At 64.5% G+C, this 12,743-nt stretch carries 11 protein-coding genes; 6 read left to right on the top strand and 5 right to left on the bottom strand.

Annotated features, from left to right (window positions below; translation table 11 throughout):
* Window positions 1–178: 178 nt before the first annotated feature.
* Together AC07OK_RS29435 and AC07OK_RS29430 are read left to right on the top strand one after the other, a co-directional pair.
* Window positions 179–595, top strand: coding sequence for a BPSL0067 family protein (locus tag AC07OK_RS29435; RefSeq protein ID WP_494693597.1), 417 nt, complete (start codon window positions 179–181; stop codon window positions 593–595).
* A 20-nt stretch (window positions 596–615) separates the two neighbouring features.
* Window positions 616–1,041 carry an STY0301 family protein gene (locus tag AC07OK_RS29430; protein ID WP_494693596.1) on the top strand — a complete coding sequence of 142 codons (426 nt, stop codon included), beginning with the start codon at window positions 616–618 and terminating at the stop codon, window positions 1,039–1,041.
* Between the two features lie 66 nt (window positions 1,042–1,107).
* On the opposite strand, the gene AC07OK_RS29425 is transcribed toward AC07OK_RS29430, so the two are convergent.
* The 3 genes from AC07OK_RS29425 to AC07OK_RS29415 all read right to left on the bottom strand — a co-directional run bounded on the left by AC07OK_RS29425 (window position 1,108) and on the right by AC07OK_RS29415 (window position 6,566).
* Window positions 1,108–2,340 (bottom strand): cyanophycinase, encoded by a 1,233-nt coding sequence (locus AC07OK_RS29425; protein WP_494693601.1) that lies wholly within the window; start codon window positions 2,338–2,340, stop codon window positions 1,108–1,110.
* Window positions 2,341–2,421: 81 nt separating this feature from the next.
* Window positions 2,422–3,699 (bottom strand): cyanophycinase, encoded by a 1,278-nt coding sequence (locus tag AC07OK_RS29420; RefSeq protein WP_494693595.1) that lies wholly within the window; start codon window positions 3,697–3,699, stop codon window positions 2,422–2,424.
* Window positions 3,700–3,842: 143 nt separating this feature from the next.
* Complete coding sequence (locus AC07OK_RS29415; protein WP_494693600.1) at window positions 3,843–6,566, bottom strand: TonB-dependent receptor; 2,724 nt, start codon at window positions 6,564–6,566, stop codon at window positions 3,843–3,845.
* Window positions 6,567–6,758: 192 nt separating this feature from the next.
* Here AC07OK_RS29415 and AC07OK_RS29410 point away from each other — a divergent pair, with 192 nt between their 5' ends.
* Window positions 6,759–7,898 carry a succinylglutamate desuccinylase/aspartoacylase family protein gene (locus tag AC07OK_RS29410; RefSeq protein WP_494693594.1) on the top strand — a complete coding sequence of 380 codons (1,140 nt, stop codon included), beginning with the start codon at window positions 6,759–6,761 and terminating at the stop codon, window positions 7,896–7,898.
* A 14-nt stretch (window positions 7,899–7,912) separates the two neighbouring features.
* Window positions 7,913–9,307 carry a YfcC family protein gene (locus tag AC07OK_RS29405; protein ID WP_494693593.1) on the top strand — a complete coding sequence of 465 codons (1,395 nt, stop codon included), beginning with the start codon at window positions 7,913–7,915 and terminating at the stop codon, window positions 9,305–9,307.
* 33 nt (window positions 9,308–9,340) lie between these two features.
* On the opposite strand, the gene AC07OK_RS29400 is transcribed toward AC07OK_RS29405, so the two are convergent.
* The gene (locus tag AC07OK_RS29400; protein WP_494693592.1) at window positions 9,341–9,766 is read right to left on the bottom strand and encodes a GNAT family N-acetyltransferase; all 426 of its coding nucleotides are present in this window, start codon (window positions 9,764–9,766) and stop codon (window positions 9,341–9,343) included.
* Between the two features lie 107 nt (window positions 9,767–9,873).
* Between AC07OK_RS29400 and argH the strand changes: the two genes are divergently transcribed.
* Both argH and AC07OK_RS29390 read left to right on the top strand, forming a co-directional pair.
* Window positions 9,874–11,271, top strand: a complete 1,398-nt coding sequence (argH, locus tag AC07OK_RS29395; protein ID WP_494693591.1) for an argininosuccinate lyase — start codon at window positions 9,874–9,876, stop codon at window positions 11,269–11,271.
* A 4-nt stretch (window positions 11,272–11,275) separates the two neighbouring features.
* On the top strand, window positions 11,276–11,932 hold the full coding sequence (locus AC07OK_RS29390) for a DUF6445 family protein (RefSeq protein WP_217940900.1): 657 nt from the start codon (window positions 11,276–11,278) through the stop codon (window positions 11,930–11,932).
* Between the two features lie 105 nt (window positions 11,933–12,037).
* Here the strand turns inward: AC07OK_RS29390 and AC07OK_RS29385 are convergent, their stop codons facing one another.
* The gene (locus AC07OK_RS29385; RefSeq protein WP_494693590.1) at window positions 12,038–12,694 is read right to left on the bottom strand and encodes a hypothetical protein; all 657 of its coding nucleotides are present in this window, start codon (window positions 12,692–12,694) and stop codon (window positions 12,038–12,040) included.
* Between the last annotated feature and the right edge of the window lie 49 nt (window positions 12,695–12,743).

Genomic DNA, 12,743 nt, shown 5'->3' with positions numbered 1-12,743 from the left:
GATCGACACGCTGCTACCGTTTCCAAACTCTACGCAGAACTAGCCTTGTGTGGAAGGTGGAGCGGCTGGACGCTTACTTTACAGTGAATGGTTTTAACTCTTGCTGCCGCTCAATGCAGCCTCAGCCAGCAGGATCAAGAATGCCTTTTCCGTACTCCGTCTCTGCGAGGGGAACTCCATGCCATTCATCTACAAAGATGTAGATACACTGGATATCATTCCACCACCACTTGCCGTAGGCGACGGTAGCTGCGTCGCGCTAATCAAACACTATGTTCCTGGCCTAAAGGGCGTGCCGACGTCAGCATGGAGTGCGGGCGGGAACGTATTGGAATTGGGCGACAAGGTAAAGAGAGGAACGGCAATCGCCACTTTCGTTGACGGTCGCTATCCTAATGCGGTCCATGGCAATCACGCCGCAATCGTTCTGAAGGTGATGAAATCCGGTTTTTACGTCCTCGATCAGTGGAAAGACAAGGGTATTATTCGATCCAGATTCATTCGAATTCCTCCGCCTCACTTGCAATACAACCGTGATGGCTCTTTCAGACACCCCAGCGATAATGCCCTGGCATTTTATGTGATCGAACGATGAACCCTCTTCGCAAACTAGCGATGGCCACTACAGCATGCTGGATGTGCGCCACTGGCGATTGCGCGCAGCAGCGCATCACCTGCCCAGAACTACTCCAACCTGAATCTATGCAGCCCCAACGTCCACCTGCCGGCTGGGATGTATACATGCCGCATGCGCTCAGCTTGACCGAAGGCGGGATGCTGCACGGTGCTCCCAATGAGTCCGCGTATCTGGTCCCAGATAACTACACCAGCAAGAAATTCGGCAAGCAGACTATTCAAACGCAAAGTTGGACCTTCGACGTTCCTCATGGCTACACCACCTGGGCCTACTGCGGCTATGGCGGCGCAGGTGGCCCGCTTCAGTTATTCAAGCGCATCGCTGACGACGCTACGCAATGCATTTTGACGACCAAAAGCATTGATCAGAGAACCAAACAAATGGCGGAGTTCATTTGCAAATAACTCAAGAGCTTGGGTATTCCAAATCGCAACTGATTCCGAGTTTACGTCCGCTAATCCGTGACGAATCTAATTTTTCTGCACCAGCGACTGGCCGATATCCAGCGGCCGGATGTCCAGCCGCATATTGAGGATGGAATAGCTTTGCGGCGCCGCCGACGCGTAGCCCACGCTGTCGCGCGTCTTGGAGAAGGTGAACTGGAAGCCCAGCTCCGGCAGCGGCGTATTGCGGCCGCTGGTGGCGATGCCGATCGCTTCGCTGCGGCGGTTGTTCATCAGGTTCTCCATCAGCTCCACCACCGCGTTCTTGCCCAGGATGTCGGCCGAGAACACCGGCTCGCGCAGCACCGCCGCATGCGCCTTCAGCTTGCCGGCGGCCTTGGCCTCGGACGGCGTGAAGGTATGCGTGCCCAGGTCGTACTGGTCGCCCCGGTCCAGATAGCTGATGACGGCGTTGGAGACATTGAAGCCGGCGCTGGCCGGATCGGTGGTGGCGCGCGTCAGGTCGATCAGCAGCGCGCCCTTGTGGCCGACGATCTCCACCCGCCGCCGGTTGTCGACCACCATCGCCGTGTTCTCGTCGATGCCCAGCCCGAATTTGTAGCCCTTCTTCAGCATGGCCGGGATCATGCGAGCGAAGCGGCCGCGCACCAGCAGGTGCTGGTCGACAAACACGTCGTCACCGATGAAGCCCAGTCCCGGCGCGATCTCCCGGCCCTCGGTCACGCCGCCGCGCAGGGTGGCGAACACCGTGTTCGGCGCATAGAACATGGTGCTGCTCATGATGGCCGCGCCGGCGCTGCTGCCCGCCACCACGCCGCCGTTGCGGTACAGCTCCCACACCGCCTCCAGCACCGCGCTGCGGCTGCCGTCCTCGCGCACCAGCGCCTGCGTGATGCGGGCCTGGTCGCCGCCGACGAAGAACACGCCGCCGGCGCCGCGCACCGCCGCCGCCAGTTCGGGATCGTCGGCCACCTTGCGGAAATCGCTGTCGGCCAGCTTGACGGCCAGCGGCACCAGGAAGGCATCCGCGCCATACTGCTTGAGGAAGCCGACGATGGCCGCGCCCACCGGCGCCGGATCGGCGGCGGCCGACGGCAGCACCGCCACCCGCGCGCCCGGCCCGCCGGCCAGCTGCACGATGCGCTGCCAGACGTCGGCGTTATCCGGCCGCAGGTTGCCGCCGATGATGACCAGCGAGCCCTTGGGCGCGGACGGCGCGACGCTCGACGCAGCCAGCGCCCCGTCCAGCGGCACCGCCAACATCAGCGCCGCCTGCAAGCAATGCTTCAAGAGTGACATCCGCATACGCGCCCCCGCCATGAAAAATGGGATGGAGCCAGAGGCGCCATCCCATCCAATATACCCGATTTTTCGCCGCCGCTAGCGGTAGCGGTACAGCGGCTGTTGCAGCTGGATAGGCCGGATATCCATGCGCAGCTTGAGCACCGAATACGCCTCGACCTCGGTCGAACTGTAGCCGACGCTGTTGATGGTTTTACTGAAGCGGAACTCGAAGCCCAGGTCCGGATAGGCGTCGCGCGGATTGCCGAAGGCGATGCCGATGGCTTCCTGCTGGGCGTTGTCGATCAGGTTGACCATCAGGTCCAGCACCGCGTTGTTGCCCAGGATGTCGTTGGTGAACACCGGCTCGCGCGTGTCCGGCTGGTTGGGATCGAGCTTGTTGTCGGCCTTGTCCGGCGACGGCGTGAACTCGCGCGACACCAGGTTGAACTTGTCGCCCCGGTCCAGGTAACTGATGGTGGCGTTGCTGATATTGAAGCCCTTGATGCCGCGGTCGGTGATCGCCGCCGACAGGTCCAGCAGCAGCGCGCCGCTGTAGCCGATGATCTCGACGTCGCGCTTGGCGTTGACCACCATGGCGCTGTTCTCGTCGATGCCCAGGCCGATCTGGTAGCCCTTCTTCAGCATCACCGGGATCATGCGGGCGAAACGGCCGCGCACCAGCAGGTGCTGGTCGACGAACACGTCGTCGCCGATGAAGCCCAGGCCCGAGGCGATTTCATGGCCGTCGTTGACGCCCAGCTTGAGCATGTCCAGGGTCGGCTTGGCGTCGTAGAACATGGTGGTGCTCATGATGGCCGCGCCGGCGCTGGAGCCGGCCACCACGCCGCCGTCGCGGTACACGTCCCACACCGCGTCCAGCGCCGCCGTGTGCTTGCCGTCCGGGCGCACCAGCGCCTTGGTGATGCGGGCCTGGTCGCCGCCGGTGAAGTAGATGCCGGTGGCCGAATGAATCGCCGCCACCACTTCCGGATCTTCGGCCGCCTTGCGGTAGTCGCTATTGGGCAGCGTGACGCCCAGCGGAATGAAGAACGCCTGGGCGCCGTACTGATTGAGCTTGTTGACGGTGTTCTGGGCCGACTTCTCGGGATTGATCGAGGCCGAGCCGAACACGCCGATGCGCGCGCCCTTGCCGCCGGCCAGGGTGACGATGCGCTGCCAGACTTCGGCGTTGTCGGCCCGCAGGCCGCCGCCGATGATGACCAGGTTGCCCGCCGGCGGCGCCAGCACCGGCTTGGGCGGCGGCACCGCCTTGGCCGGCTTGCTGGACTTGACCGGCGCCTTGGCGGCCGGCGCCGATCCAGCCACCTGCGCCGCACACACGCCCGCGCCGGCGACGACCAGCAGCCATAGCATGACGAGACGCCGCAGTGTAAAACCTGTTAATTTCATGTTGCCCTTCCGATGAAAACCGGCGCCACGCTCACGCGCGGCGCCGTCGATAATGCAGATGATACCAATCAATTACGCAATCCGGCTTAAAGCATCATTACGTTACATTACTTGAAGGCGTAATTGGCGCTGGCATACAGGCGCCGGCCACGCGGATCGGTGTAGGTCGGATCATAGCCCGAGATGAAGAAGAAGGCCTGGTTCGAGTACGGCGGCGCCGTGTTGAACAGGTTCTGCACCCCGGCGCGCAGCTTGAAGGCCTTGTTGACCTGCCAGGCGCCAGACAAGTCCCACAGCGAGTAGGCCTTCACATGGTTGGCCGCCACCACCGTGCCGTCGTCGGTGTTGATCGCCGAGTTCTGGTCTTCGTAGCCACTCGACCAGGTGTTCGACAGGCTGGCCGAATACGGGCCGCGGTCCCAGTCGAAGGTGACGGTATGGCGCCAGCGCGGCACCACGCCGTCGGTAACGAAGCGTCCCAGGTTGCTCAGGTAGGGGTCGCCCGCCGCGTTCTGGATCTTCGAGTTGAGCACATAGGTGCCCGACAGATGGCCGCCGAAATTGCCGGCCCAGGTCTTCACGCCACGGTAGTCCAGCGTCAGGTCCAGGCCCGTGGCCAACTGGGCGCCGCGGTTTTCCTTGTGCAGCTCGATATAGTCGATCAGGCCATCGTCGTCGCGGTGCACCAGGTTGCCGTACTTGGCCAGGTTGCCCAGGATGACGTCGTCGCCGATCTCGCTGATCAGGTCCGTGCGCTTGATGTTCCAGTAGTCCAGCGTCATCGTCACCTGCTTGGACGGCTCGATCACCATGCCCACCGAGTATTGGCGGCTATGCTCGGGCTTCAAGTTGGCGTTCGAATAGCGGCGGGTGTTCCAGTTGTCGGCGCAGTCGGCCAGGCTGTTGTCCACCTTCGCGCAGTATTGCGGATCGGGCAAGGTCGCGGTGCTGCTGTAGACGGTCGGGCGGTACAGGTCCGACATCGACGGCGCGCGGAAGCCGCGGCCGGCCGAGGCGCGGAACAGCATGGTCTTGGCCGGCATATAGGTCACACCCACCTTCGGGCTGGCGGCGCCGCCGACCACCTGGTAGTGATCGTAGCGCGCCGACAGCTGCGCTTCCCACTGTTTGGTGAACGGCAGCAGCAGCTCGCCGTACACCGCCTGCACCGTGCGCTTGTCGCTGGTGGCGCGGCCGCCTTCGGGCGCGGCGTCGTTGTTGATGTTATCGCTCAGCAGCAGCGCCGACGGCGTGAAGTCGGTGCGTTCGTGGCGCACCTCGCCACCGATCGCCAGCGCCGCCTCGCCGCCGGCCAGCGTGCCCACCGCGTGCGAGACCTTGAAGTCGACCGAATCCATCACGCCGCGCGCATGGCGCACGTCGTCGTTGACCTGGATGCTGTCGAGCAGCGCCACGCCGGCCGCGCTGGACGGGCCGAAGGGATTGATCACGCCGTCGTAGATGCCCTTGACCAGCTTGTCATATAGCAGATAGCCGTGGGTGTCCTTGTCCTTGATGGTGTTGACGCTGTGGTTCAGCGCGACGTCGTAATCGAAGCCGTTGGCGCTGCCGGTCAGGCCGACCACGAAGCGCTGGCTTTCGCTGGTCAACTCGCTGGTGCGGCGGCCGGCGTCGTTGAGGCGGATGCGCAGCTCGACATCGCCGGCCACGTCGTCGTCCGCGCTGGCCTCTTCCGACTCCAGGTCGTACTTGGCCAGGCCCGGTATTTTCTTGTAGTTGATCAGCGCTTTCACCCGCGCCGTCGAGGCCACGTAATTGGTCTTCGAGCGGCTCAACGCGACTTCGGCGAACAGCTGGTTGTCGGGGTTCAGTTGCAGCACGCCGCGGCTGAGGAAGTTGACCTTGTCCGACTTCGGATACAGCTCGGTGTCGCGCATGTAGTTGTAGGTGCAGGCGTCGACCCCGCCGATACCGGCCGGCAGGTACAGATTGGCCGGCGGCGCGCAGCCCGGCACCGACAGGTTGATGGTGCGGTTGGTCAACGGCTTGCCGTTGAGGGTGAAGCCGTTGTCGTTCAGGTAGTCGCGCTGGGCGCCGGTCAGCCGGATGTTGGCCGGCGAGGTATAGCCGGACAGCAGGTGCGGCAGGCGCTCCGGGATCTGCAGGTTGCCGATGAACTTGCGCTGCGAGGTGCTCAGGGCGTCGGTGCGCTGCACGTCCACCACCGCGAACACATTGTAGCCCTCGCGCGTCAGGTCGCCGGTGCCGGCGGTCAGTGTGGCGGTGCGCTTGCCGGCGCCGCCCTCCTTGGTCTTGCTGCCGTAGGCGTTCAGCTCCACGCCCTGGAAATCCTTGCGGGTGATGAAGTTGATCACGCCGCCGATGGCGTCGGTGCCGTACAGCGCCGAGGCGCCGTCCAGCAGCACTTCGACGCGCTGGATGGCGGCGGCCGGGATGTTGTTCAAGTCGACGCCGGTGTCGTCGCCGGGCGAGGCGAAGTTGGCCATGCGGCGGCCGTTGAGCAGCACCAGCGTCGACGAGGTGCCGATGCCGCGCAGGTTGGCGCTGTTGAAGCCGCGCTGGTCGTGGCCATCGGTGATGCTGGCGCCGTCGGTCAGGCCGCCGACGTTGGCCGACACGCGCGCCATCAGCTCCGAGGCGGTGGTGACGCCGGCCTTCTCGATATCCTCGCGCGTGATCACCTGCACCGGCAGCGCGGTTTCCGATTCGATGCGGCGGATCGCCGAACCGGTGATCTCCACCTTCGGCAACACGGCCGGATTGGCCTCCGTATTCTGCGCCAGCGCCGGCTGGCCCAGCAGGCCGACCACGGCCCCCGCGCTCAAAGCCAGGCGCACCGACCGCGCCATCATCGTCACTCGCATACTCTGCACATCACCCATGATTTTCTCTCTGATTGTTATATAAATAATTCCATTAAACTAACTGTACGCACATCGCCGGGAAAACTCAAGAAACCAGGCCGCCTTTCGCCCCGCAGCGATTTACTTTGTGAAAATAGTGCTACATACTCAATCTTTGTCGACAAAGTCCTTCCCGCCATGCAAGTACACAAACATCCGCTGTCCGGTCCGCACAGCAACGCCAGCTTTGAACTGACCAGCCTTCACTACGGCCGCCCCGGCGCCGGCAAGAAGGTCTACATCCAGGCCTCGCTGCACGCCGACGAAGTGCCCGGCATGCTGGTGGCGCAATTCCTGCGCAAGGAGCTGGGCGCGCTGGAAGCGGCCGGCCGCATCAGCGGCGAAGTGATACTGGTGCCGGCCGCCAATCCGATCGGCCTGGCGCAGGCCATCCACGGCGCCGCCTTCGGCCGCTTCGACCTCACCACCGGCATCAATTTCAACCGCTCGTACAAGCACGTGGCCGACGACCTGAAAAAATCGCTGGACGGCCTGCTGGGCGCGGACGCCGACGCCAACGTGCGCCTGATCCGCGAACACGCGCGCGCCTCGATCGCCGCCTGGCAGCCGGCCACCGACGCCGACACGCTGAAGAAAACCCTGATGACGCTGGCCGTCGACGCCGACATCGTGCTCGATCTGCACTGCGACAACGAGGCGGCGCTGCACATCTACGCCGGCACGCCGCTGGCCGAAGGCGTCGCGCCGCTGGCCGCCATCCTGGGTGCGCACGCGCTGCTGCTGGCCTACCAGGCCGGCGGCGAACCATTCGACGAAGCCTGCAGCCGTTTGTGGTGGGACCTGGATAAACACTTCGAAGGCCGCTACCCGATCCCGCCCGCCTGCCTGTCGACCACCGTCGAACTGCGCGGCGAAATGGAAGTGAGCTACGCGCTGGCCGAGAAAGACGCGGCCGGCCTGATTCAGTTCCTGACGCTCAACGGCGTGCTGCAGGCGGCGGACGCCGCGGCCGCCGCGGCGGCGGCCGTGCTGCCGGCGCCGCTGTGCGCGGCCACGCCGCTGGAAGGCGTCGAGCCGCTGTACGCGCCGCACGCCGGCATCCTGGTCTACACCCGCGAGCTGGGCGCGCGCGTGGCGCCGGGCGACGCCGTGGCCGACCTGATCGACCCGGTCAGCGGCGAGACCACGGTGATACGCGCCGGCGTGGCCGGGGTGTTCTTCGCCCGCAGCGCGCACCGCCACGTGATCCGTGGCATGAACGTCGGCAAAGTCGCCGGCGCCCAGGCTTACCGTGCCGGCGATTTGCTGAGCCAATGACGCTGTCTAAAAAAATGACCACTAAAAAATTCAAGCTGCCGCACACCTTCGTCCTGCTGTTCATCATCCTGGCCCTGATCGCGGCGGCCACCTGGCTGGTCCCCGGCGGCAAATACGACACCCACCTGGTCAACGGCAAGCAGCTGATCGATCCGGCCACCTTCCACTACATCGCCAGCGCGCCACAGGGTGTGACGGCGCTGATGAAGGCGCCGATCAAGGGCTTCGTCGACGCCGCGCTGATCATCGGCTTCGTGCTGATCGTCGGCGGCGCCTTCTCGGTGCTGCAGAAGACCGAGGCGGTCGATTCGATGATCAAGTCGCTGGCGCGCGCGCACGACAGCTCGGTGTTCATCCAGAGGGCGCTGATCCCGGTGTTCGTCACCATGTTCTCGATCGGCGGCGCCACTTTCGGCATGAATGAAGAAGCCATACCGTTTATATTGATTTTCGTGCCGCTGGCGCTGGCCCTGGGCTACGACACCATCACCGGCGTGTCGATTCCCTTCCTCGGTTCGCAGGTCGGATTCTCGGCGGCGTTTCTGAATCCCTTCAACGTCGGCATCGCCCAGGGCATCGCCGGGGTGCCGGTGTTTTCCGGCTGGGCCTATCGTTTGATCGTGTGGGTGATCGCCACCGCCATCACCATCGTGTTCCTGATGTGGTACGCCGCGCGCGTGAAGAAGACGCCGGAACTGAGCCCGACCTACGCGCTGGACCTGGACAAGCGCCGCGAGCAGCCGCACGGCCTGGGCGAGTTCCACGGCATGACCGGGCGCCACAAGCTGGTGCTGGCGATCTTCGTCGGCTCGCTGGTGATCATGGTGGGCGGCGTGGTCGGCTACGACTGGTACATCGACGAAATCGCCGCCCTGTTCCTGACCATGGGCATCGTCATCGGCCTGGCGGGCAGGCTCGATTCGGGCCAGATCGTCGAAGGCTTCATCCAGGGCGCGCGCGACCTGGTGGGCACGGCGCTGGTGATCGCGCTGGCGCGCGGCACCATGATTTTGGCGCGCGACGCCCACATCATCGACACCATGCTGCACGCGCTGATGCCGCTGGTGCAGTCGTCCAGCCCGATCTTCGCGGCGTGGAAGATGTTCGGCATCCAGACCGTGATCAATTTCTTCGTCCACTCCGGCAGCGGCCAGGCCGCGCTGACGATGCCCATCATGGCGCCGCTGGCCGACCTGGTGGGCGTGACGCGGCAGACGGCGATCCTGGCGTTCCAGTTTGGCGAGTTCACCACGCCGATGATACCGACGTCGGGCATCACCGTCGGCGTGCTGGCCCTGGCGCGCATCCCGTGGATCACCTGGGCCAAGTGGATGGTTCCGCTGCAGCTGATCTACGCCGTGCTGGCGCTGGCGCTGCTGGTGCCGCCCTGCCTGATGAACTGGCAATAACGAACGAATGTCAGACTTGCCCCCACTAACAGCCTAGTTGCTGTAGATGTTGGGGAAGTAGCGCTCCATCAGCGACGCCGGCCGGGCCGGCGGCGTGAAGCCGAACTTTTCGTACAGGCCATGCGCGTCGCCGGTCGCCAGCGTGAAGCGGCGCAGGCCCTGCAGGTCCGGGTGGCCCAGCACCGCCTCCATCAGCTGCGTGCTGTAGCCCCGCCCCCGAAACTCCGGCAGCACGAACACGTCGACCAGGTTGGCGAAGGTGGCGCAGTCGGTCACCACCCGCGCGAAGCCGACCTGCCGCCCGTCCAGGTAGGCGCCGAAGCACAGCGAATTGTCGATCGCCCGCTCCAGCACCGGCAGCGGCATGCCGACCGCCCACGTCGACTGCTCGCTGATAAATTGATAAATCAGCGGCACGTCCAGGTCCGCCTTGTTGGTGCTGATGTGCAGAGTCGTCATGTTTTCGATAATCAAAATACTAATGTTGACATATTTTTGAGCAGCTTGCGGTTTATAATCGGTGCTGACATCAATCATATTACTCACGCGTACAAGCCTTCCCCACTATGACAGCACAACTTTCCAAAAAAAGCGAAGCCTGGTCGGCCCGTTTTAACGAACCCGTCTCGGACCTGGTCAAACGCTACACCGCCTCGGTCTTCTTCGACAAGCGCCTGGCCAAGGCCGACATCCAGGGCTCGCTGGCCCACGCCGAAATGCTGGCCGCGCAGGGCATCATCAGCGCCGCCGACCGCGCCGAGATCGAGCGCGGCATGGCGCAGATCTCCGCCGAGATCGAAGCCGGCCAGTTCGAATGGCTGCTGGACCTGGAAGACGTCCACCTGAATATCGAAAAACGCCTGACCGAACTGGTAGGCGACGCCGGCAAGCGCCTGCACACCGGCCGTTCCCGCAACGACCAGGTGGCCACCGACATCCGCCTCTACGTGCGCTCGGCGATCGACGACGTGGTGGTGCTGCTGGCGGCCCTGCGCGGCGCCCTGACCGACCTGGCCGAGAAAAACGCCGACACCATCATGCCCGGCTTCACCCACATGCAGGTGGCGCAGCCGATCACCTTCGGCCACCACATGCTGGCCTACGTCGAAATGTTCGGCCGCGACGCCGAGCGCATGGCCGACTGCCGCAAGCGCGTCAACCGCCTGCCGCTGGGCGCCGCCGCCTTGGCCGGCACCACCTTCCCGATCGACCGCCTGCGCGTGGCCAAGACGCTGGGCTTCGACGACGTCTGCCACAACTCGCTGGACGCCGTCTCGGACCGCGACTTCGCCATCGAGTTCACCGCCGCCGCCTCGCTGATCATGACCCACATCTCGCGCATGTCGGAAGAACTGGTGATCTGGATGAGCCCACGCGTGGGCTTCATCGACATCGCCGACCGCTTCTGCACCGGCTCGTCGATCATGCCGCAAAAGAAAAACCCGGACGTGCCGGAACTGGCGCGCGGCAAGACCGGCCGCGTGTACGGCCACCTGATGGGCCTCCTGACCCTGATGAAAGGCCAGCCGCTGGCCTACAACAAGGACAACCAGGAAGACAAGGAACCGCTGTTCGACACCGTCGACACCGTGGTCGACACGCTGCGCATCTTCGCCGACATGGCCGGCGGCATCAGCGTCAAGCCGGAGGCGATGCGCGCCGCCGCGCTGCAAGGCTACGCCACCGCCACCGACCTGGCCGACTACCTGGTCAAGAAAGGCCTGCCGTTCCGCGACGCCCACGAAGCCGTGGCCCGCGCCGTGCGCGCCTGCGACGACCTCAAGATCGACCTGTCGGAAATGTCGCTCGACCAGCTGCGCGCCTACTCGGCACTGATCGACGACGACGTGTTCGCCGTGCTGACGCTGGAAGGCTCGGTCGCCGCGCGCGACCACGTCGGCGGCACCGCCCCCAACCAGGTGCGCAAGGCCATCGCCCGCGTGCGCGAGCAGCTGGCCAAATAAGGCAATGGCGCGCCCGACGCTCACCTATCGCAAACCGCAACTGGGGCGCGACTACTGGGTCATGGACAACATCCTGCCGAACGCGCAGGAAGTGGCCCAGCGCTGCTTCGCCCGCGAGGACTGGGAACTGGGCGCGCCGCATCGCCCCGAGCCGTGGCCCGGCATGCGCAGCAAGGGCGCGCTGCTGCCGGACGAACTGGCGCAGGTGGAAGCCTGGGTCAAAAAAGTCACCGGCGCCAAAAAGCTGTGGCAGGAAGCCACGCCGCAAGGCAGCACCCTCAATCACAACTACGTGCAGCTGGTGGGCGGGATCGAATCCGGTCCGCGCCCGCACACCGATTCCCTAAAACTGTGCCGCTACGCCGCCGTGATCTACCTGTCGCCCGATCCGCTGCCGGCGGCCGGCACCTCGTTCTACCGCCTGCGCTACCCGGACGGCACGCTGGGCGGCAATTACTGCAGCCCGCCGCACGCCAACCTGCGCGAGGCGCTGGGCGTGACCAGCCTGCCGCCGCAGGCCTGGCAGGAGGACCAGCGCGTCGACAACCAGTTCAACCGCATCCTGCTGTACCGCGCCAACCTGGTGCACTCGGCCAGCAGCTACTTCGGCTGCGACCACGACGACAAGCGCATGACCGCCGTCTTCTTCTGGATGGCCTGAGCTGGAAGTTGTTTCAAAATGAGCGCAGCTAGGCGCGGCCCCGAAGACAGTGCGAATGCACGGCGAGGGACCGCAACGACGCTGCGGTCTTTTTGAAACGACTTCCTACTGGGTGACGATCTTCGATAAGACAGTGAACGCCGCGCCGGTCTGGTTCTGCTCCAGCAGGATGGTCAGCTCGGTGTAGGTGCAGATCATGTTGACCAGGTTGATCTTGTCCCACGCCAGCTGCTTGAGGATGGCGTGATAGATGCCGGGCGTGCGGCTGGTGTCCGGGTTCAGGTGCAGCGTCACCGCGTTCAGGTTGTCCTGGCGCGCCAGCAGCCGCTCGCCGGCGAACACCTCCTCCACCATCGCCGTCAGCACGCGGCTGCAAATGACCATCACCTCGTTGACCCCGCGCGTGACCGTGACGAAGGCGCCGCGCATCGGCTCCGCCTTCGCCAGCAACTGGCGATGGCATTCGTTGATGCTGTCCGAATAGCGGTAGGTGTATTCGGTCAGCTCGGTGCGGGTGGTCAGCTCGCCGGTCTTCTGCGCCAGCGCGAGCGGCTGGTTGCTGGCCTCCGGCAGGCGCTCGGCCACGCGCCGCAGCGCCATCACCACCGCCGCCTGGCCGACCGGCTTCCACATGTCGCTCTCGAGCTGCGGCTGCAGCTGGCGCGCCAACTCCGACAGATTAATCAAATTGCGCCGCAAGCCCTCCGTGAGGAAGGACGACTCCATGACGATGCGTTCTACTTTGGTAGCAATCGACAGCATACAAGCTCCCCTGTCCGCGCGCCGGCGGACAAAAACGATACTGAACTGC

It is taken from the genome of Duganella sp. GW821-FHT07G03 (assembly GCF_059418605.1).
This window is presented reverse-complemented; position numbering and strand designations above follow the sequence as displayed.